Source organism: Streptomyces sp. NPDC006687 (genome assembly GCF_040636215.1).
Taxonomy (GTDB): Bacteria; Actinomycetota; Actinomycetes; order Streptomycetales; family Streptomycetaceae; genus Streptomyces.
Window position 1 is genome coordinate 235,263 of record NZ_JBEYJJ010000006.1, and the last position, 20,918, is coordinate 256,180.

Annotated in this window: 15 protein-coding genes and 1 pseudogene; 12 read left to right on the forward strand and 4 right to left on the reverse strand. The window is 74.5% G+C overall.

Annotation, left to right across the window (positions count from 1 at the left end):
- The first annotated feature begins 90 nt into the window (after positions 1-90).
- The 5 genes from ABZ716_RS10540 (at position 91) to ABZ716_RS10560 (ending at position 9,801) form a co-directional block, all read left to right on the forward strand.
- Positions 91-2,649, forward strand: a complete 2,559-nt coding sequence (locus ABZ716_RS10540) for a protein kinase (RefSeq protein ID WP_358958051.1) — start codon at positions 91-93, stop codon at positions 2,647-2,649.
- A 114-nt stretch (positions 2,650-2,763) separates the two neighbouring features.
- The gene (locus ABZ716_RS10545) at positions 2,764-4,377 is read left to right on the forward strand and encodes a serine/threonine-protein kinase (RefSeq protein WP_358958054.1); all 1,614 of its coding nucleotides are present in this window, start codon (positions 2,764-2,766) and stop codon (positions 4,375-4,377) included.
- 150 nt (positions 4,378-4,527) lie between these two features.
- Positions 4,528-6,159, forward strand: coding sequence for a succinic semialdehyde dehydrogenase (locus ABZ716_RS10550; RefSeq protein WP_358812815.1), 1,632 nt, complete (start codon positions 4,528-4,530; stop codon positions 6,157-6,159).
- Positions 6,160-6,169: 10 nt separating this feature from the next.
- Complete coding sequence (locus ABZ716_RS10555) at positions 6,170-7,951, forward strand: GMC family oxidoreductase (RefSeq protein WP_358958056.1); 1,782 nt, start codon at positions 6,170-6,172, stop codon at positions 7,949-7,951.
- Positions 7,952-8,142: 191 nt separating this feature from the next.
- Positions 8,143-9,801: a hypothetical protein gene (locus ABZ716_RS10560; RefSeq protein ID WP_358958058.1), complete on the forward strand. Its 1,659-nt coding sequence runs from the start codon at positions 8,143-8,145 to the stop codon at positions 9,799-9,801.
- 183 nt (positions 9,802-9,984) lie between these two features.
- Here ABZ716_RS10560 and ABZ716_RS10565 read toward each other — a convergent pair.
- Positions 9,985-10,278, reverse strand: a pseudogene (locus ABZ716_RS10565) (chorismate mutase); the annotation flags it as partial.
- Between the two features lie 318 nt (positions 10,279-10,596).
- Here ABZ716_RS10565 and guaA point away from each other — a divergent pair.
- From guaA to ABZ716_RS10585, 4 genes are all read left to right on the forward strand, one after another.
- Positions 10,597-12,189, forward strand: coding sequence for a glutamine-hydrolyzing GMP synthase (gene guaA, locus ABZ716_RS10570; RefSeq protein ID WP_358812818.1), 1,593 nt, complete (start codon positions 10,597-10,599; stop codon positions 12,187-12,189).
- Between the two features lie 142 nt (positions 12,190-12,331).
- Complete coding sequence (locus ABZ716_RS10575) at positions 12,332-13,135, forward strand: class II aldolase/adducin family protein (protein ID WP_358958061.1); 804 nt, start codon at positions 12,332-12,334, stop codon at positions 13,133-13,135.
- 102 nt (positions 13,136-13,237) lie between these two features.
- Positions 13,238-14,494, forward strand: coding sequence for a hypothetical protein (locus ABZ716_RS10580; protein WP_358958063.1), 1,257 nt, complete (start codon positions 13,238-13,240; stop codon positions 14,492-14,494).
- Positions 14,495-14,513: 19 nt separating this feature from the next.
- On the forward strand, positions 14,514-15,020 hold the full coding sequence (locus tag ABZ716_RS10585) for a DoxX family protein (RefSeq protein ID WP_358958066.1): 507 nt from the start codon (positions 14,514-14,516) through the stop codon (positions 15,018-15,020).
- Here ABZ716_RS10585 and ABZ716_RS10590 read toward each other — a convergent pair.
- Together ABZ716_RS10590 and ABZ716_RS10595 are read right to left on the reverse strand one after the other, a co-directional pair.
- Positions 14,966-15,190: a hypothetical protein gene (locus ABZ716_RS10590; RefSeq protein WP_351878167.1), complete on the reverse strand. Its 225-nt coding sequence runs from the start codon at positions 15,188-15,190 to the stop codon at positions 14,966-14,968. The genes ABZ716_RS10585 and ABZ716_RS10590 overlap by 55 nt on opposite strands.
- Entirely contained in the window at positions 15,177-16,484 is a 1,308-nt protein-coding gene (locus ABZ716_RS10595; RefSeq protein ID WP_358958067.1) for a PspC domain-containing protein, read from the reverse strand. The genes ABZ716_RS10590 and ABZ716_RS10595 overlap by 14 nt, the downstream gene beginning before the upstream one ends.
- 131 nt (positions 16,485-16,615) lie before the next feature.
- Between ABZ716_RS10595 and ABZ716_RS10600 the strand changes: the two genes are divergently transcribed.
- The 3 genes from ABZ716_RS10600 to ABZ716_RS10610 all read left to right on the forward strand — a co-directional run bounded on the left by ABZ716_RS10600 (position 16,616) and on the right by ABZ716_RS10610 (position 19,832).
- On the forward strand, positions 16,616-17,920 hold the full coding sequence (locus ABZ716_RS10600; protein WP_351878162.1) for a PspC domain-containing protein: 1,305 nt from the start codon (positions 16,616-16,618) through the stop codon (positions 17,918-17,920).
- Positions 17,917-18,609, forward strand: a complete 693-nt coding sequence (locus ABZ716_RS10605) for a response regulator transcription factor (protein ID WP_042817248.1) — start codon at positions 17,917-17,919, stop codon at positions 18,607-18,609. The genes ABZ716_RS10600 and ABZ716_RS10605 overlap by 4 nt, the downstream gene beginning before the upstream one ends.
- 110 nt (positions 18,610-18,719) lie before the next feature.
- On the forward strand, positions 18,720-19,832 hold the full coding sequence (locus ABZ716_RS10610; protein WP_358812824.1) for an alpha/beta hydrolase-fold protein: 1,113 nt from the start codon (positions 18,720-18,722) through the stop codon (positions 19,830-19,832).
- A gap of 28 nt (positions 19,833-19,860) precedes the next feature.
- On the opposite strand, the gene ABZ716_RS10615 is transcribed toward ABZ716_RS10610, so the two are convergent.
- A complete protein-coding gene (locus ABZ716_RS10615) occupies positions 19,861-20,916 on the reverse strand; it encodes a C40 family peptidase (protein WP_358958070.1) in 1,056 nt (351 codons plus the stop codon).
- Positions 20,917-20,918 lie beyond the last annotated feature (2 nt).

A 20,918-nucleotide genomic window follows, 5' to 3' on the forward strand; every position in this document is an offset into this window, starting at 1 on the left:
GGGCCGCGCAAGCCCGGGACGCGGGCGGCCCCGGCCACGTATCGTGTCAGCGGGGGCCATGGGGAAACGGACGCACTCGGGGGAGGCGATGTGGAGGACTACGCCGGCCGGATCCTTGCCGACCGCTACCGCTTGCCGTTACCGCCGTCCGACGAGTACGAGCTGACGGAGACCCGCGCCTTCGACACCCGCACGGGGCAGGAGGTCCTCGTCCGGCACGTGCCGCTGCCCGAAGTGGTGGACGCCGAACTGCTCGACGGGACCCGTGCGACACAGGCCCGGACCGGGGAACTCCCCGCGGTGCGCCGGGCGATCGCCGCCGCCCAGGCCGCCGCTTCCGTGCCGGACCATCCCCGACTCGACCAGGTCTTCGACGTGTTCGCGGAGGACGGCTCGCTGTGGATCGTGAGCGAGCTCGTGCCCGCCAGGCCGCTGGCCGCGCTGATCGCCGAGGAACCGCTGAGCCCGTACCGGGCGGCGGAGGTGGCCTCGGACGTGCTGACGGCGCTGCGGGTGCTGCACGCGCACGGCTGGACCCACCGCAACATCACCGTCCGCACGGTGCTGATATGCGAGGACGGCCGCGTCGTCCTCACCGGGCTCGCCGCCGGGGCCGCCGAGGACGCCCTGTGCGGCTACGACCCGGTGCCGGCGGCCGAGCCCGGGGACGGGGGCACCGGCGCCCCCTGGGACGAGCCGCCGTCCTCCGCTCCCGGTGGACGGGAGCCCGTGTACGCCCCGCTGGTGGCGCCCGGCTACGACACCGGCCCGCGCTACCGCGACCACGTCCTCCCGGAACCGGTGGCCCCGCCGGAGCCCCCGCCCCTGCCCGCGCCGCCCGCTCCGCCCGCTCCGCCCGGGGTTCCCGCCCCGCCCGCCGGGCCCCGTGACGACTCCCTGGCCGCCGCCCGTGCCGCGACCGTCGCCGCCTACCGGGCCGGTTCCCGGGCCGCCGCCGAGAAGGTGGCCCAGGAGCGCGGGGTGCGGGGGCCGGTGGTCGTCCCGCAGCTGCCGCCGACGGGGGCCAGCCTGCCGCAGGAGTACGCGTACCCGTACGGCGGACCGGCCACCGCCGCCACCCCCTGGCACGGCGCCGCCCCCCGCCGCCCGGCCGACCCCGCCGAGGCGCCCCCCGAGCAGACCCCGGACCCGCGGCAGGAGCCCGACCCGCGGCACGAGCCCGACCCGCGGCAGGAGCCCGCCCCGCGGCGGGAGCTCGACCCGCAGCCGGAGCCGAGCCCGCAGCCGCTCCCCGAGCGGCACCCGCACCCCGCCCCGCCCGCGGCCCCCGCGCTCCCGGCCGCCCTCGCCCTCCCGCAGGGCTACCGCCAGGCCGACCCCCCGGCGGCCATCCCGCCCGCCCAGGCCGGCCACTCCGCCGCCCACGCCCCCGAACCCCCCGCCACGCCCCCGCGCCCCCTCCCCGCGCCCCGTACCGCCCCGGGCGCCCCCGCCGGCGGCGGCCCCCGGAGCGGGCTCGACGCCGAGCGGGCCCGGCAGACGCGGATGGCCGTCGTCGGGCCCGTCACCGAACGCTGGGCCCCCGAACAGGCCCGCCCCGTCCCCGGCGGCCCCTGGCAGCTGGCCGCGCCCATCGGCCCCGCCACCGACCTCTGGGCCCTCGGAGCCCTGCTGTACCGGGCCGTGCAGGGCCACGCCCCGTACCCCGAGGACAGCGTCGCCGAGCTCGTGGACATGGTCTGCGCCGAGCCCCCCGCCTTCGCCGAGGAGTGCGGCCCGCTGCGCCCCGTCGTGGAGTCCCTGCTGCGCCAGGACCCCACCGAGCGGCCCGACTTCGAGGAGCTGCGCGGCTGGCTGCGCTCGCTGGTCCGCTCCGCCCCCGAGCCCGACGGCGGCTTCCCCTTCCCCCTGCCCGAACCCGACCCCGCCCGCCTCCCCGAGGTGCGCCGCCGGGGCGACCTGCACGGCCGCCACCGCAACCCCGACGCCCCCCGCAGGCCGCGCTCCCTCGGCCGGACCCTGCTGGTCGGGGTCCTCGCGCTGCTCGCGGCCGGGGTGGCGTACGCGATGCTCTTCCTGCCGGGCTCCGAGGACCAGGACCCCGGCCGCGCCCAGCAGCCCACCGCCGCCCAGAGCCCGGCGCCCCGCACCCCGGTACCGCAGAAACCCCAGCAGCCCCCGCAGCAGTCCCCGGCCCCGCAGAGCTCCGGCGCCCAGCCGCCCGCGCAGCAGGCCCCCGAGGGCTACACCCTCCAGCAGGACCCGGCCCACTTCACCATCGCCGTCCCCAACGGCTGGGAGCGCCAGTCGCTCAACGAGGCCGGCCAGGTCCGCTACACCCAGGGCGCGTTCACCCTGATCGTGGTCCCCGGCCGGGACCGGGTCGAGGGCGGCTCCCCCGATCCGCTGGGCTACCAGAAGGACAAGGAGGCGGAGCTGGCCCCGTACCGCAACTCCACCTGGGCCTCGGGCGGCGACGTGAAGTCGGTGAAGGTGGGCCAGCAGTTGCGGGTGACGGGCCGCTACACCTGGATCGACGCGGCGGGCCGTTCCCTGTTCGCCCGCAACTTCGTCGTCGCGCTCGGCGGCGGCTACCACGTGGTCATGGTCACGGGCCCGGAGGACAACCAGGACAAGGTCACCGACGTCTTCGACAAGGCCACGGCCAGTTACCAGGCCGGGGGCTGACGGTCGATCAGTACGGCGATTGCGTCACAGTGCCGCTATATCGGCCCCGCCCGGTTCCGGCACGGCGCGCAGGCTCCGTAATCTGGCCCGGAGTGCACAGAGCGGCGGGGATTCGTGGAACAGCAGACAGGCGTGGGTGCGGTGCTCGCGGGCCGGTACCGGCTCGTGGAGCCCATCGGCAGCGGCGGGATGGGCAAGGTGTGGCGCGCCCATGACGAGCTGTTGCACCGGACGGTAGCCGTCAAGGAACTGACGGCGGTCCTGTACGTCTCCCAGGCCGACCGGGAGGTCATGCACGCCCGTACGCAGAAGGAGGCCCGGGCGGCGGCCAGGATCCAGCACCCCGCCGTCGTCACCGTGCACGACGTGCTGGACCACGACGACCGGCCGTGGATCGTCATGGAGTACATCGACGGTCCCTCCCTCGCCGAGGCCGCCAAGGCCGCCGGACGGATCGAGCCCCGCGAGGCGGCCCGGATCGGCCTGCACGTGCTGGGCGCGCTGCGCGCCGCGCACGCGGTCGGGGTGATGCACCGGGACGTGAAGCCGGGCAACGTACTGCTGGCCAAGGACGGCCGGGTGCTGCTCACGGACTTCGGGATCGCGGCGATCGAGGGCGACTCCTCGATCACCCGCACGGGTGAGCTCGTCGGTTCCATCGACTACCTGGCCCCGGAGCGGGTCACCGGCGGCGCCCCCGACCCGTCCTCGGACCTGTGGTCCCTGGGCGCGACCCTGTACACGGCCGTCGAGGCCCGCTCGCCGTTCCGCCGGACCTCGCCGATCTCCAGCCTCCAGGCCGTGGTCAACGACGAGCCGCCCGTCCCGCGCCAGTCCGGCGCGCTGGGCCCGGTCATCACCGCGCTGCTGCGCAAGGACCCGGCCGAGCGCCCTTCGGCGGCCGAGGCCGAGCGGATGCTGATCGAGGCGATGGAGGGCCGCGAGCCCAAGGCGGCGCACGCGTACGTGCCCACCCGCGCGGTGAGCGACGAGGAGCGGGCCCCCGCCCGGGAGGCCGTCCCCCCGGCGCCGGAGCCCGCGCCCGCCCGGCCACCGGCCACCGGCCCCACCCAGCGTCAGCCGGCCCCCGCCGGGCGCACGCCGGGCCGGCTGCGGCGGATCGCGGTGGTGGCCCTCGCCGCGGCGCTGCTCGGCGGCGGCACGGTGTTCGGGGTGCTGAAGTTCACCGGCGGGGGCGAGGGCCAGGGCGGCTCCGGCCAGGGCGCGAGCACCGCCGACGGGCAGTCCGGGCAGAAGGCCGCCGCCCCGCCGGCGGGCTGGACCAAGGTCACGGACCCGGTGGGCGGCTTCACGCTGCTGGTCCCGGAGGGCTGGACCCGCCAGGCGGACGGCGACCAGATCGACTACACCGGGGACAACGGCAAGCACTACATCCGGATCGCCGCCGACCCCACCCCGGACTACCCGAACCCGTACGCGCACCTGCTCGACCTGGAGAAGCAGGTGGAGAAGCGGACGGACTACAAGCGGCAGAAGCTCAACCCGAACACCTTCCGGGGCACCACCCAGGCCGTGCTGTGGGACTTCACGTGGACCGAGAAGGGCGTGCACGCCGGACCGCGCCGGGCCATCGAGCAGATGTACGTCGACCAGAACGGCACCGAGTACGCGATCTACATGACGGGCCCCGCCGAGGACTGGCCGATGACCCGCCAGCGGTTCGACACCGTCCTCAGCGGGTGGGAGCCGGCGCCGAAGAAGCGCTGAGCGGCGCCGGTCCGGCCGGGCCGGGCGGGGTGCGCGGACGGGCCCGCGGGGCCCGGACCCGGCCATCGTGCCAGCGATTACTGGCAGACTTGGCAAAATCCGGTTACCCACGGGTACCCAAAGCCCCCGGCGCGCAATACGCTCACCGCCATGACGGACTCGAAGGCTGCCCCCGCCCCTCTGCGCTCCGCCCCCCGGCCCACCAACCCGGTCGCCCCCGCCCCGGCGGGTGCCCGCACCGCCGCCGACGTGGTGACGCCCGCCCTGATCACCCGCCTCACCCGCGGAGTCACCGGCTCCGGCAGCACCGCCAACCACACCCCCTTCACCGGGGCCAAGCTGGCGGACCTCCCCGAGGCCACCCCCGAGGACGTGGCCGACGCCTTCGCCCGGGCCCGCGCCGCCCAGCCCGCCTGGGCCGCGGTCCCCGTACGGCAGCGCGCGGCCGTCCTGCTGCGCTTCCACGACCTGGTGCTGGAGCGCCAGTCCGAGGTGCTCGACCTCATCCAGCTGGAGACCGGCAAGGCCCGCCTGCACGCCCACGAAGAGGTCCAGGCCGTCGCCGTTGCCGCCCGCCACTACGGCCGCAAGGCCCCCGCCTACCTGCGCCCCAAGGGCCACACCGGCGCCATGCCCACCCTGACCAAAGTCACCGAGCTGCGCCAGCCGCGCGGGGTCGTCGGCCAGATCGCCCCCTGGAACTACCCCCTCGAACTCTCCGTCGGCGACGCGCTGCCCGCCTTCGTCTCGGGCAACGCCGTCGTGATGAAGCCCGACACCGAGACCGCGCTGACCGCCCTGTGGGCCCGTGACCTGCTGATCGAGGCCGGGCTGCCCGCCGAGGTCTTCCAGGTCGTCCTCGGCGAGGGCCCCGTCGTCGGCCCCGAGGTGGTCCGCCACGCCGACTACGTCTCCTTCACCGGCTCCACCCGCACCGGCCGCGAGGTCGCCCAGGGCGCCGCCGCCCGCCTCGTCGGGGTCTCCCTCGAACTCGGCGGCAAGAACGCCATGCTGGTCCTGCACGACGCCGATGTGGAGAAGGCCGCCGCCGGAGCCGTCCGCGCCTGCTTCTCCTCCGCCGGACAGCTGTGCATCTCCATCGAGCGGCTCTACGTCCACGCCTCCGTCGCCGACGCCTTCGTCGAGCGCTTCGCCGCCCGCACCAAGGCCATGCGGCTCGGCAGCGCCCTCGCCTACGGGGCCGACATGGGCTCCCTCGTCGGCGAACGCCAGCTGGAGACCGTCCAGCGGCATGTGGACGAGGCCGTCGCCAAGGGCGCCACCCTCGTCGCCGGCGGCGTCGCCCGCCCCGACATCGGCCCCCTCTTCTACGAGCCCACCATCCTCGACGGCGTCGAGGCGCCCATGGCGGTCTGCGCCGAGGAGACCTTCGGCCCGGTCGTCTCCGTCTACCGCTTCACCGACGAGGACGAGGTCATCGCCCAGGCCAACGCCACCGCCTACGGCCTCAACTCCAGCGTCTGGACCAAGGACGCCCGCCGCGGCCACGCCGTCGCCGCCCGCCTGCGCACCGGCACCGTCAACATCAACGACGGCTACGCCCCCGCCTACGGCAGCGCCCAGGCCCCCATGGGCGGCATGAAGGACTCCGGACTCGGCCGCCGCCACGGCTCCGAGGGCATCCTCAAGTACACCGAGGCCCAGACCGTGGCCCACCAGAGGCTCCTGCCGATGGCGCCCTCCCTGGGCATGGACGACGAGAAGTACGCCGCGTTCATGACCCGCAGCCTCAAGATCATGAAGGCCCTCCGCCTCCGTTAGGAGCACGCCCGTGTCGTACGACTACGACGTCATCGTCATCGGATCGGGCTTCGGAGGGTCGGTCTCGGCGCTGCGGCTCACCGAGAAGGGCTACCGGGTCGGCGTCCTGGAGGCAGGACGCCGCTTCACCCGCGAGAGCCTGCCTCGCACCAGCTGGGACCTGCGCAACTACCTGTGGGCGCCCGCCCTCGGGCTGTACGGGATCCAGCGCATCCACCTGCTCGGCAACGTGATGGTCCTCGCGGGCGCCGGTGTGGGCGGCGGCTCCCTCAACTACGCCAACACCCTCTACGTGCCGCCCGCCGCCTTCTTCGAGGACCGCCAGTGGGCCTCCATCACCGACTGGCGCGAGGAACTGGCCCCGTACTACGCGCAGGCCCAGCGGATGCTCGGCGTACGGCTCAACCCGACGATGACCCCCTCCGACGTCCACCTCAAGGCCGCCGCCGAGAAGATGGGCGCCGGCGACACCTTCCACATGGCGCCCGTCGGCGTCTTCTTCGGCGACGGGCAGGACGCCGAGGGGCAGCCGAAGGTCCGCCCCGGCCAGCAGGTCGCCGACCCCTACTTCGGGGGCGCCGGCCCCGCCCGCACGGCCTGCACCGAGTGCGGCGAGTGCATGACCGGCTGCCGGCACGGTGCGAAGAACACCCTCAACGAGAACTACCTGTACCTCGCCGAGCGGGCCGGCGCCGTCATCCACCCCATGACCACCGTCACCGCCCTCGCCGAGCACCCCGACGGCGGCTACCGCGTCCGCACCGTCCCCACCGACCACCGCCGCTCCGGCCTCTCCCAGGTGCTGCGCGCCCGGCACGTGGTCGTCGCGGCGGGTACGTACGGCACGCAGACCCTGCTGCACACCATGAAGGACCGCGGCCAGCTGCCCCGGATCTCCGCCCGGCTCGGCGAGCTGACCCGTACCAACTCCGAGGGCCTGGTCGGCGCCCAGACCGACGACCGCCGCTACCGCAGGCGCCACCCGGGCGCGGGCCGGGCGGACTTCACCCGCGGTGTGGCCATCACCTCCTCGGTGCACCCCAACGCCGACACCCACATCGAGCCCGTGCGCTACGGCAAGGGCTCCAACGCCATGGGGTTCCTGACCGTCCTCCAGGTGCCCCACAGCGCCCACCGGGTACGGGCCTGGTTCGCGCGCACCGCCCGCCACCCCGTGCAGCTGGCACGCTCCCTGTCGAACCGGCGCTGGTCGGAACGGACCATCATCGGACTTGTCATGCAGTCGCTGGACAACTCCCTGACGACGTACCGCAAGCCCGGCGGCCTCGGCAAGGGCCTGCTGACGGCCCGCCAGGGGCACGGCGCCCCCAACCCGGTGCAGATCCCGGAGGCCACCGAGGCCGCGAGCCTGCTGGCCGAGGAGATCAACGGGTTCCCCGGCAGCAACGTCGGCGAGCTGATGGGCACCCCGCTCACCGCGCACTTCCTCGGCGGCTGCCCGATCGGCGCCACCCCCGAGGAGGGCGTGGTGGACCCGTACCACCGGCTGTACGGGCACCCGGGCATCTCGGTGGTCGACGGTTCGGCGGTCTCCGCGAACCTCGGGGTCAATCCGTCCCTGACCATCACCGCCCAGGCCGAGCGGGCGATGGCGTACTGGCCGAACAAGGGCGAGGCAGACCCGCGGCCCGCGCAGGGGGAGGCGTACGTACGTCTCGCGCCGGTGGAGCCGGTGCGTCCGGCCGTCCCGAAGGGGGCCTTCGGCGCGCTGCGGCTGCCGTTCCTGCCCGTCCCGGAAATTCCCCGCAGACAACCGGAAGCCAAGGGCTGAGCCGCGCGACGGGCTCCACGACGACCGCGGCGGGTACCGCGCTCCCCCTCCGAGCGCGGTACCCGCCGCGGTACAGGAGTCGACAGGCGGTCGCCGGAAAAGGTTGTACCGGAATGCTTCGGGCGGGGCTGTGGCGTCGGTCACAGGGCCACCCGTGCAACCGGGGCGTACGTCCGGCGGTCACACGGGGCATGAGACAGCGCATCTCCCTGCTGGCCGCCTGCGGCCTGCTGACCGCGGGGCTCGTCACCGTCCCGGCCGCCGCGGCGAACGCCGCGGAACCCGTCTTCCGTCTGGCCGGCCCGCCCGGGCTCCTCCTTCCGCTCCACCCCGCGACGGGCTCCCCGAAGCCGGTGGCGCTGAACTACCGCCTGGAGGCGCCGGACCAGGCGGCCTCCTTCGACGGGGAGTTCACCCTCACCGTCGACCTCTCCAAGCTGAACGGGGCGGCGACCGTCCAGGAGAACCCGCGCGCGGCCGTCAAGAAGTGCGCCCCCGCCGGCGGCACGCTCGTCTGCAAGCAGCGGGGCGTGCGTCCCGGGGCCCCGGCCGGCGTGGAGCTGGAGGTCACCGCCGCGAAGGACGCCGCGAACGGGCGGACCGGCGTGATCACGGTGACCGGCGCGGCCGCCGGCGCCACCGTCACCCCCGCCGTCACCGATGTCCAGGTCGGCGGACCGGACCTGGTCATGGCGGAGATGAACCTCAAGAAGGAGCTGAAGCCGGGCGAGAGCCAGCCCCTGCCGCTGGTCTTCAGCAACAAGGGCAGCCGGCCGGCCAAGGGCATCGTCCTGGAGCTGGAGGCCAGCCACGGCCTGGAGCTCCCGGAGCGGTACGACAACTGCACCTACCGCACCACCCGCACCGCGACCGCCGTCGTCTGCACCATCGAGGGCGACTTCGACGCCGACGCCTCCTACGAACTGGCCGGCGACAGCCCCCTCCACCTCAAGGCCGGCGCCAACGCCCTCGACGAGCGCTTCGCCTACGGCGTCTACCCGGCGCCCGCCGCACAGCAGGCGGCCGGGACGGGCTCCGGGGCGTCCGGCGCCGACCAGCAGAAGACCGGCGACGCGGCGAGCAGGGCGGCGAAGCGGCTGCTGACCGCCCGCAAGGCCGTTGCGACCGCCCCGGTCGCCGGGCACGGCGCGGACCTCGACCCGGCCGACAACCGGCGCCAGGCCGCCCTCACCGTCCAGAACACCGCGGACTTCGAGGCCGAGCCCCTCACGGTCAAGGGCGCCGCCGGCACCACCGCCAAGGCCGTCGTCGCCGTACGCAACAACGGCCCGGCCTGGGTCGCCGGCCAGGGTGACGGCCGCCCGGCGGCCGTCGTGGACGTCGAGCTCCCCCAGGGCCTCAAGGTGGTCACGGGGCCCGCCGCCTGCCACCCCGAGAGCGCGACCCGCTACCGGTGCCTCACCGCGCCCTCGGTGCTGGAGAGCGAGAACGTCGAGTTCCCCTTCGAGCTGAAGATCGAGAACGAGGTCAAGGACGCCAAGGGCGCCATCCGCGTCGGCGCCGCCGGACCGAAGGGCGAGCCGCAGCGGCACTCCTTCGACCCGGTCCTGGCCAACAACCTCGCCCCCTTCACGGCGAACCCCACGGCCACCGGCCCGAGCCCCAGCCCCTCCGCCGGCACCCCCTCGCCGAGCGCCTCCGCGAGCGCCTCGGCCGCGCCGAGCCCCTCGGCGAGCGGCGGCGCCACCGCGAGCGGCGGCAAGAGCGACGGTCCGCTGGCCTCCACCGGCAGCGAGGCCGGCCTGCTGGGCGTCGGCGCGGCCGGGCTGCTGGCCGTCGGCGCCGCGCTGTACCTGTCCTTCCGCCGCCGGGGCACCGCGCGCGTGTGAGGACGTAAGCCCCTGTAGGTGAGCGAACGGCCGGCCCGGGGCATCCCCCGGACCGGCCGTTCCTGCTGGGTGACCGGGCTGCTGTCCCCTGCCGTCCGGTCACCGCTCCCGCGGGCACCCCCTCAACGAAGGGCCCCGGGCGCGGACACCGCCCGGACGGGTGACGAACAGGCGCCCGCGGGGTCAGACGCGGCCCCGGCACAGCTCCAGCAGGGTCATCGCGAGCCCGGTGCCGGGCTTGCCGAGGGCGTCGCTGAAGTGCGACAGCACCTCCATCTCCCGCGACAGGTGCACCCGCCGGCCGCCCGCGCCGATCCGGGCCTCCTGGATGACGGCGGAGACGGCCATGCGTTCCTGGATCAGACCGATGATCCGGTCGTCGAGGGCGTCGATGCGCTCACGGCAGTCGGCGATCAGCTGCTCAGGGGTCACGGCAGCGGCAGCGGTGGCGGTGGTGGTCATGAGGTTCTCCTGGGTTTCGTGGCCGGCAGGAGCGGAAACGCCAGAGCGCCCCGGTCCTGTCGGACCGGGGCGCTCTGGGAAGTCAGCGGCTCAAGCGAGCATCACACGGACCCATGGCGACCGGACCGGCCGGTGCCATAGGTAAAGAGGAAGCTCAGCTGCTTGCGCATGGTGGGGATTATGGCCCGCCCGCCCACGCCCGGGCCAATCGGGCCCGGATGCTGAGACACCCCCCGGACGTGACGTGGGCCTCGGATGGTGCGACAAAGCCAGGGGTGGCGCCACCGGTAGAATCGACAGAACAACCCCTCTTTCCGCCGGAAGGCCGTTCCCGTGCCAGAAGCACCCTCCGCCGCCCACGACAGCGCCCCGGACACGGTCCTCGTCGTCGACTTCGGCGCGCAGTACGCCCAGCTCATCGCCCGCCGCGTCCGCGAGGCCCGCGTCTACAGCGAGATCGTGCCCAGCACGATGCCCGTGGCCGAGATGCTCGCCAAGGACCCGAAGGCGATCATCCTCTCCGGCGGTCCGTCGTCCGTCTACGAGGAGGGCGCCCCGCGCCTGGACGACGCCCGCGCCCTGTTCGAGTCCGGCGTCCCGGTCTTCGGCATGTGCTACGGCTTCCAGCTGATGGCGACGACCCTCGGCGGCACCGTCGACAACACCGGCGCCCGCGAGTACGGCCGCACCCCCCTGGCGGTCTCCAAGCCCGGCTCGACCCTGTTCGAGGGCACCCCCGAGCACCAGTCGGTGTGGATGTCCCACGGCGACGCCTGCTCCGCCGCCCCCGAGGGCTTCTCCGTCACCGCCTCGACCGACGTCGTCCCCGTCGCGGCCTTCGAGAACGACGAGAAGAAGCTGTACGGCGTGCAGTACCACCCCGAGGTGATGCACTCCACGCACGGCCAGCTGGTCCTGGAGCACTTCCTCTACCGGGGCGCGGGCCTGAAGCCCACCTGGACCACCGGCAACATCGTCGAGGAGCAGATCGCGGCGATCCAGGCGCAGGTCGGCGACAAGCGCGCCATCTGCGGCCTGTCCGGCGGTGTGGACTCCGCGGTCGCCGCGGCCCTCGTGCAGAAGGCCATCGGCTCCCAGCTGACCTGCGTGTACGTCGACCACGGCCTGATGCGCAAGGGCGAGACCGAGCAGGTCGAGAAGGACTTCGTCGCGGCCACGGGTGTCCAGCTGAAGGTCGTCGACGCCCAGGAGCGCTTCCTGACCGCGCTGGCCGGCGTCTCCGACCCGGAGACCAAGCGCAAGATCATCGGCCGCGAGTTCATCCGCGTCTTCGAGCAGGCCCAGCTGGAGATCCTCCAGGAGGACGGCCCCGCGGTCGCCTTCCTGGTCCAGGGCACGCTGTACCCGGACGTCGTGGAGTCCGGCGGCGGCACCGGCACGGCCAACATCAAGTCCCACCACAACGTGGGCGGCCTGCCCGACGACATCGAGTTCGAGCTCGTCGAGCCGCTGCGCCAGCTGTTCAAGGACGAGGTCCGGATGGTCGGCCAGGAGCTCGGCCTGCCCGAGGAGATCGTCCAGCGCCAGCCCTTCCCCGGCCCCGGCCTCGGCATCCGCATCGTCGGCGAGGTCACCAAGGAGCGCCTGGACCTGCTGCGCGAGGCCGACGCCATCGCCCGCGAGGAGCTCACCGCGGCCGGCCTGGACCGGGAGATCTGGCAGTGCCCGGTCGTCCTGCTCGCCGACGTCCGCAGCGTGGGCGTCCAGGGTGACGGCCGCACCTACGGCCACCCCATCGTGCTGCGCCCGGTCTCGTCCGAGGACGCGATGACGGCCGACTGGACCCGGATGCCGTACGAGGTGCTGGCCCGGATCTCGACGCGTATCACCAACGAGGTCAAGGACGTCAACCGCGTGGTCCTGGACTGCACGAGCAAGCCCCCGGGCACCATCGAGTGGGAGTAGGCACCTCCCGCCGCCGCGCCTGACGCGAAGCCGCCGCTCCCCCGGGGAGCGGCGGCTTCGCCGTTCTCCCCCCCACGGCGCCCCGGCTCTGGTCTCCTGGCGGCCGCGCCGGTACCTTGCGCGGCGAGCGAAGGAGGGGGCCGTGCCGGAGCAGCAGCCCGTACCCGTACCCGTACCCGTGCCCGTGCCCGTGGACCGGCTGGCGTTCGAGATGCCGCCCGTGCACGAGGACCCGGCCGAGGAGCGCGCGTACCGCAAGGAGCGGCTCGCGGGGGCGCTGCGGCTGCTGGGCCGGCTCGGGTACGAGGACGGGGTCGGCGGGCACGTCACCGCGAGGGACCCGGAGTTCGCGGACTGCTACTGGGTCAACCCCTTCGGCCGGGCCTTCGCCGGCCTGGGCCCGGAGGACCTGCTGCTGGCCGACGGGGACGGCCGGGTGGTGCGGGGCGGTCGGCGGGTGAACCAGCTGGCCTTCGCGGTGCACGCGGCGGTGCACCGGGCGCGGCCCGAGGTGGTGGCCGTGGTCCGCGCGCAGGGCCCGTACGGCAGGGCGCTGGCCTGCCTGGGGGAGCTGCTGGCCCCCGTCAGCCAGGAGGCGTGCTGCTTCTACGAGGACCACGCCCTCCTGGACGAGTACGCCGGGGCGGAGGACCCGCAGCGGGTCGCGCGGGCGCTGGGCCCGTACAAGGCGCTGATCCTGCGCAACCGGGGGCTGCTGACGGTCGGCGGGTCGGTGGACGCGGCGGTGTGGTGGTTCGTCGCGGCGGAGCGGGCGGCGCAGGTGCAGCTGATCGCGCGGGCCGCCGGGAAGCCGGTCCCGATCGACCACCGGGCGGCGGTCGCCACACGGGAGCGGTTCGGCGGCGATCTGGCCGCGTGGGCGAACTACCAGCCGCTGTGGCAGACGCTCGCGGAGGGCAGCGGAGCGCTGGCGTCAACATCATGAACGGTTAATCACCTGCTCTGACATCGTGCGCAATCCGGAGCACTGCCGCAGTGGTGCACAATTCGCTGGCATCGCACCGTAGTTCAGAGAGGCGGCACGCACGTGGCTGTCCAAGAGATGTCCCGGAGTACCCATACCGCCGTCTGCGCCTGTGACGACTGTGCGCGCGAGGGACACCGGCGCGCGCTCGCCGCGTTCCTGGAGAAGCGCGACGAGTTCGCCGCCGGACAGGGGGTGCCACCCGCCGTGGCCCACTCCCTCGGCGCCTCCCGCCAGTGGGTGTCCGACGAGCTGACCCTGTCCGCCCGCACGGCCGCCGAGCGGGGCCGGGAGGCGGGGAACTCCTGGCTGTACCTGTTCTCCCGGCGGGCCGTCCTCGCCCTGTGGATCGCCGCCGGGGTGCTGCTGGTGGTCCAGGTGGGCACGGCCCTCGGCACCGGCTGGTCCACCGCCCGTACCGCCGCGCTGCTGGCCGCGCTGGTGCTGGCCGGGCTGCTGACCGTCGCCGCCCGCGCCCAGTCGGTGCGGGGCGGGCTGCTGGCGCCGGTGGTGGGCGAGGACAACCGGCTGTCGACCTCGAAGGCGGTGCCGTGCGCCTGGGTGGTGCTGACGGCGTTCGCGGCGCTGCTGCCCGCGCTGCGGCTGGCCGCCTCCTCGCCCGGGCCGGAGCGGGACGCCCTGTACCAGGGGTTCGCGCTGGGGCGGGCGCTGCCGCTGCTGGCGGTGGTCGCGCTGACCTCGGGGGTGGCGGTGCTGGTGCGCCGGGTGGTCTCCGTACGGATCATGGGGCAGCGGCTGCAGAAGCTTCCGGCGGACCGGCCGCGCGGGGCGGACCTGCTGACGGACGACGACGGCCGGGGGAGTTTCCCGGACGCGCAGTACGTCCTGACCTCCACGGTGGTGCTGGGCTACGCGGCCGTGTCGCTGGCCCGGTTCCCCGCCCGGCTGCCGCAGCTGCCGTGGGCGCTGGCCCTGCTGGTGGCGCTGTCGGCGGCGGTGTACCTGGCGGCGAAGTACGCGGAGGGCAGCCGTCCGCTGGTGCTGTCGGTGGTCCGCAGACGCGAGCCCGGGGACATCGACGCGGCGGTCCGCCCCGGGGACGACATCGAGATCCGGGGCGTCGGCTTCGTCCCTGCGGGGGCGCAGACCCCGGAGATGCTCGCCCGGCTGGTGGTGCGGATCGGCGCGGTCCACGTGCACGTGCCGCTGGTCCCGGTGGCCGGCGGGTTCGTGAACCCGTCCGACACGGTGCTGACGGTGCCGGTGCCCGCGGAGGTGGAACCGGGCCGGGTCGAGGTCCAGGTGGTGACCGCCGGCGGGGTGGAATCCAACCGGTGCGTCATCGACGTGGCCGAATGAAGCGGGTAGACATGGCCGGGTGAACCGAACTGACGACCCCTCCGGTGCGCGGTCCGCCCCCTGGAGAGAACGCGCCGCCCGTCATGCCCTCCTCCCGCTGCGGATCTTCCTCGGCGTGACCTTCGTCTACGCGGGCCTCGACAAACTGACCACCACCGGCTTCTTCTCCGCGGCCGGCGCCGGCTCGATCGGCGAGCAGATGCGCGGCGTGCGCGACACCGCCGCGATCCCCGCCCTGGTGGACCTCGCCCTGAAGGCACCCGCCGGTTTCGGCCTCGCCATCGCCCTCGGGGAACTCCTCGTCGGCCTGGGCGTGCTCGCCGGGCTGCTGACCCGGATCGCGGCCGCGGGCGGTGCGCTGATCTCGCTCAGCCTGTGGTTCACCGTCTCCTGGGCCGTGACCCCGTACTACTACGGCAACGACCTCGTGTACCTGATGGCCTGGCTCCCGCTGGTCCTCGCCGGGGCGCCCTACTGGTCCCTCGACTCCCTGATCCGGTCGCGCCGGTCCCGCCGCAGCGCGTAGGTCACCAGCCCGACCAGGGCGGCCAGGACCAGTCCGCCCAGGGACATCGGCACCACCAGGAACCACGGCAGGTCGGTCCGGCCGGCCGCGTCGAGCAGGTACAGCACGCCCGCCGCGGTCAGGACCAGGCCGGCCAGCAGCCTTCCCGGCTGGAACTCATGACGCCGCACGGGCCACCTCCACCTGTCCCACACCCGCGTGCAGGTGCAGCTCGATCGTCCCGCCGGCCTCGGTGCCGGCGGTGGGGGGCAGGGTCGCCTGCCGGTTCTCGCCGCCCTCCTTGATCCGCACGGAGCGGTCGCCGGGGAGCTGGATGTCGCCGAGGCCGACGGAGACGTCGGCCTTCGCGGTGACCTCGCGGGGGACGACCACCTTCAGCCGGCCCGCCTCGACGGAGGCGCGCACCGAGACGGTGGTGCCCTTCGGCACGTCCAGGCGGCTCAGGTCCAGCGTGGCCAGACCCGTCCCGGACGAGTACAGCGGCCGGACGTCGGCCACCGCCGCCGGACGCCACGCGACGTCGTGCCAGTCCGTGCTGACCTCGCGCGGCAGGGCGGTCGCCGCCGCGAGCAGCCCGGCGGTGACCAGGCCCAGCAGGATCGTGCCGAAGCCGGTGCGGCCCTTGACCGAGCTGACGGCCAGGCCGAGCCCGAAGACGGCCAGGGCGCAGGCCAGTCCGACCTGGAGGGCGTGGCCGAGCGGGCTGCCGTGCCACACCGACGCGGTGCCGATACCGCCGGCCAGCAGCGCCAGGACGAAGACCCGCCCGCCGATCCCGCCCCGGCCCTCCCGGTACACCCCGGCGGTCCGCGGCTTCGCCGGGGCCCGGCCGGGGACCGCGCCCGGGGCGGCGTCGGCGCCGGCTTCGTCGTCCGGGCCCCACAGGTAGCCGGAGGAGCCGACGGGGCCGGTGGTGCCGTCCTTCACGAGGGGATCCCGCCACCAGGACGGACTGCTCGGCGCGGGCGGCGCCTGCGTCTCCGGCGGCGCCGGACGGTGCGCGCCCGGGGCTTCCGCCTCGGGGTCGGCGGCCGTCCGGCGGTGGCGCTGGGACCAGTACGCGGCCCCGCCGAGCGCGAGGACGACCAGCACGGAGAAGCCGCCCAGCACCCCGTTGTCGAGCATCGACAGGAACAGGGCGCAGCCCACCAGGGCGCTGAACACCGCGGCCAGGGTGGTCCCTTCGACCCGGCCGGTCAGCAGCTTGCGGATCTCGCTCTCCTCCTCGCCGTCCAGCGGGAGCAGCAGCCAGGCGAACCCGTAGAAGACCAGGCCGACGCCGCCGGTCACGGCGAGCACCCCGAGAACGACCCGGAACACGACCGGATCGAGGTCGAAATACCGGCCGAGGCCGCCGCAGACGCCCGCGAGGACCTTGTCGCGCCTGCTGCGCCGCAGGGGTGGCCGCTCGGCGGCCGGCGGTGCCCCGGGATCGGCGGCCGGAGCGTCGTGTACGTCGGTCATGACTCCATGGTGACCGGCCGTCCGGCCGCCCGGCACCGGGCCCGACCCTGGCGCAACCCTGATATCCCCCCGGACGAACTGGGGGGATGCCCTGATGCCGCCGCCCTGCCCGGCGTGTGACCCTAGGTGACATGCCCGCAGCACCAGCAGCCGCAGCCCGTACCCCGCACGCCCCCGACCCCGACGACATCCCCCCGCGCAGGCTCTACCGCAGCGCCGACGGACGGATGCTCGGCGGTGTCGCGCGCGGACTCGCCGGGCACCTCGGGCTGCCCGTGCTGTGGATCCGGCTCGCCTTCCTCGCCATGTTCCTGTGGGGGGACGGGCTGGGGGTGCTGCTCTACGCCGCCTTCTGGGTGTTCGTTCCGCTCGGCGTGGGCGGCAGCAGCGGACACCACTCCTTCTTCGAGACCCTCACCGACGGCACCCGGCGCCTGCGCAAGCCCGACAAGGGGGCGGTCTCCGGCCTGATCGCGCTGGTCGTCGGCGCGGGCATCTTCTTCTCCCAGCTCCGCGTCGGCGGCGCGAACGGCCGCTACATCTGGCCGACCCTGCTCGTCGGCGCCGGCGTCGTCCTCGTCTGGAGGCAGGCCGACAACGCCCGCCGCGAGCACTGGAACCCCGCCGCCGGGGACCGCCAGAAGCGGCTGATCCAGCTGGCCCGGGCGCTCGCCGGGGTGCTGCTCGTCGGGGTCGGCCTGACCGTGTTCATCGTCGTGCGGGGCTCCGCCGCCCAGCTCGGCAACCTCCTCACCGCCGTCCTCGCCGTCCTCGTCGGCATCGCGCTGCTCGCCGGGCCCTGGCTGATCCGGATGACCCAGGACCTCTCCGAGGAGCGGCTGATGCGCATCCGCGCCCAGGAGCGCGCCGAGGTCGCCGCCCACGTCCACGACTCCGTGCTGCACACCCTCACCCTCATCCAGCGCAACGCCGAGGACGCCGGCGAGGTCCGGCGCCTGGCCCGCGCCCAGGAGCGGGAGCTGCGCAACTGGCTGTACAAGCCCGAGGGGACCGGCAAGGACGAGGCCGAGGAGCCGGCCACCCTCGCTGAGGCCGTGAAGAAGACCGCCGCCGAGGTCGAGGACCACCACGGGGTCCCCATCGAGGTGGTCGTCGTCGGTGACTGCCCGCTCGACGAGAAGCTGGCGGCGCAGATGCAGGCTGCGCGCGAGGCCATGGTCAACGCCGCCAAGTACGGTGGCGAGGGCGGCCCCGTCCAGGTGTACGCCGAGGTGGAGGGGCGCACGGTGTTCGTGTCCGTACGGGACCGGGGACCGGGCTTCGACATCGACGCGGTACCCGGCGACCGCATGGGCGTACGAGAATCGATCATCGGCCGGATGCAGCGCAACGGCGGAACCGCCCGGCTGCGCTCCGCGCCCGACGGCGGCACGGAAGTGGAACTGGAGATGGAGAGGGTGGCGAACGCGGCATGACCGAGGGCAGCGCTGTGAACGACGGGGCCAGGAGGGTCCGGGTGGTCCTCGTCGACGACCACCGCATGTTCCGCACGGGCGTGCAGGCGGAGATCGGGGAGACGGCCCGGACCGGTGTCGAGGTCGTCGGCGAGGCCGCCGACGTGGACCAGGCCGTCACCGTCATCACCGCCACCCGGCCCGAGGTCGTCCTGCTGGACGTCCACCTGCCCGGCGGCGGCGGGGTCGAGGTGCTGCGGCGCTGCGCCCCGCTGATGGCGGCGGCCGAGAACCCGGTGCGCTTCCTCGCCCTGTCGGTGTCGGACGCCGCCGAGGACGTCATCGGGGTCATCCGGGGCGGCGCGCGCGGCTACGTCACCAAGACCATCACCGGCACCGACCTGGTGGACTCCGTCTTCCGGGTCCAGGACGGGGACGCGGTGTTCTCCCCGCGGCTGGCCGGGTTCGTCCTCGACGCCTTCGCCTCCACGGACGCCCCGCCGGTCGACGAGGACCTCGACCGGCTCACCCAGCGCGAGCGCGAGGTGCTGCGGCTGATCGCGCGCGGCTACGCGTACAAGGAGATCGCCAAGCAGCTGTTCATCTCGGTGAAGACGGTCGAGTCCCACGTCTCGGCCGTCCTGCGCAAGCTCCAGCTCTCCAACCGCCACGAGCTGACCCGCTGGGCCACCGCCCGCCGCCTGGTCTGACCTGCGGGTGGACCAGGGGTGACACCCCGGGGCCGGGCCCCGGGGTGTGATCCACGACGCAGCCCCGGAGGGCAACCGGACGGCGCCGCCGCGGCCTCTTGGGTGGCGTGATGAGCCTGACGGGGACCCCTGTGTTCGCGGCGGTGACCGGCCTGGCCGTGATCGCCGTCGTCCTGCCGCTGAGCGTGTGGGGCAAGGTGCGCGGCCCGGCCGCGGTACGGGTGGCGACCCGCGCCCTGATGGTGGTGTTCGCCCAGGTCACCGCCGTGGCCCTGGTGTTCGTCGCGGTCAACCGGGACATGAACTTCTACGCCTCCTGGGGCGACCTGATGGGCACCGGCAGCTACGTCCAGTCCGCCCCCGACCTCGGGCCCGACGGCATGGGCGGCAAGAAGGCGGAGCAGATCCGGCAGGAGCCGAAGGTCCGCCAGGACTTCCAGCCCGTCGAGGGACTCGGCGGGCGGGTGAAGAAGACCGAGCTCGACGGGAAGGTCTCCGGGGTCAAGGGCGACGTCATGGTGTGGCTGCCCCCGCAGTACGACGACCCCGCCTACAAGGACCGCAAGTTCCCCGTCGTCGAGCTGATCCCGGGCATACCGGGCACGGGCAAGTCCTGGTTCCAGGGGCTCAAGGCGCACGAGGTGCTGGAGCCGCTGATGAAGGAGGGCAAGGTCCAGCCCTTCATCCTGGTCTCCCCGCGCGCCATGCTGCTGGGCAACGCCGACACCGGCTGCGCCAACATCCCCGGCAAGGTCAACGCCGACAGCTGGTTCAGCGTCGACGTCCGCAAGATGGTCACCGACAACTTCCGCGTCTCCGACCAGCCCCGCACCTGGGGCGTCGCCGGCTACTCGGCGGGCGCCTACTGCGCCGCCAAGCTGGCCATCCTGCACCCCGACCGCTACGGCGCGGCCGTCTCGCTGTCCGGCTACAACGACCCCGGCCAGGAGCCGACGTCGCTGGTCGCCAAGGACCCCGAGCTGCGCCGCACCCACAACCTGAAGAACCTCCTCCAGACGCAGCCCGCGCCGCCGGCGGTCGCGCTGTGGATGTCGGGGGCCGAGCAGGACGGCTACCTGTCCGGTACGGACCTCAAGGCGCTCGCCAAGGAGCCGACCACGGTCCACGCGGAGAAGGTCACCGGCGGGCACAACCTGGAGTCCTGGTCCCGGCAGCTGCCGCAGACCTTCGGCTGGCTGAGCCAGACGGTCAAGGCCCCGTAGCCGCCGCCTGCAAGGGGTGCGTACGCGCCTACGCGGGGCGGGAGGCGCCCGCCCAGGGCATCGAGTCCACCGGCGCCAGGCGGACCGTGGAGCCGGGGCGCGGGGCGTGGATCATCTGGCCGCCCCCGACGTACAGGCCCACGTGCGAGACCCCGGAGTAGAAGAACACCAGGTCGCCCGGGGCGAGCTGGTCGCGGGAGACCCGCCGCCCGGCGTTGATCTGGGTGTAGGTGGTGCGCGGCAGGGAGACCCCGGCCGCACGCCAGGCCGCCTGGGTCAGCCCCGAGCAGTCGTAGGAACCCGGGCCGGTCGCGCCCCAGACGTAGGGGCTGCCGATCGCCCCGTACGCGAACGCCACCGCGCGGGCGGCGCGCGAACCGTCGGCGGGCGCCGGTGCGTGGCCGGCCGCCGCCCCGGGCCGGGCGCCCGCGGCGTCGGGGCCGCCGCCGTGCTGGGCCTCGTACGCGGCCCGCTCCTCGGCGCTGAGCCGGGCCAGCAGCCGCTGCGCGGTGGCGAGCTTGTCCTCGACGGCGGCCTTCTGCCGGGCGAGCTCGTCCCGCCGGGCGCTGACCTCCTTCAGCCGCCCGCCGGCCTGCGCGCGCAGCCGGCCGACCTCGTCGAGCCCGCGCCGTACGGAGGCCACCTCGGCGGCGGTCCGGTCGCCGGCCCGGGTGAGGAGGGAGGCCCGCTCCAGGTAGTCCTGCGGGTCGGAGGCGAGCGCCAGCTGGAGGGCGGGGCCCATGCCGCCGGTGCGGTACTGGCCCGCCGCGACGGCGGCGAGCGCGCTGCGGGCGGCGCCGAGCCGGTCCTCCTTGCGGGCGGCCTCGTCCTGCAGACCGGTCAGCGCCCGCTCGGCCTCGTCGGCCTTGGTCTTCGCCCCGTTGTAGCGTTCCGTCGCCGCCTCGGCCTCCCCGTAGAGCCGGTCTACCTCCGCCTTGACCTGGGCGGGGGTCTGCTGGGGCTCGGCGTGCGAGGTGCCTTCGAAGGCGGTGGCGGTGGCAGCGCCCGCGAGGGCGAGGGTGGCGGCCGTCCGCACGGTGCCGCCGGAGAACGGGCGCTGCCTGGGCTTTCGATGGCTGGCCACGG

What these genes read in the sequence shown, in the direction of transcription:
- ABZ716_RS10550 (WP_358812815.1), top strand. Translation starts at nt 4,528, where the DNA reads ATGACGGACTCGAAGGCTGCCCCCGCCCCTCTGCGCTCCGCCCCCCGG.
- ABZ716_RS10560 (WP_358958058.1), top strand. Translation starts at nt 8,143, where the DNA reads ATGAGACAGCGCATCTCCCTGCTGGCCGCCTGCGGCCTGCTGACCGCG.
- ABZ716_RS10595 (WP_358958067.1), bottom strand. Translation starts at nt 16,484, where the DNA reads ATGACCGACGTACACGACGCTCCGGCCGCCGATCCCGGGGCACCGCCG.
- ABZ716_RS10600 (WP_351878162.1), top strand. Translation starts at nt 16,616, where the DNA reads ATGCCCGCAGCACCAGCAGCCGCAGCCCGTACCCCGCACGCCCCCGAC.
- ABZ716_RS10605 (WP_042817248.1), top strand. Translation starts at nt 17,917, where the DNA reads ATGACCGAGGGCAGCGCTGTGAACGACGGGGCCAGGAGGGTCCGGGTG.
- ABZ716_RS10610 (WP_358812824.1), top strand. Translation starts at nt 18,720, where the DNA reads ATGAGCCTGACGGGGACCCCTGTGTTCGCGGCGGTGACCGGCCTGGCC.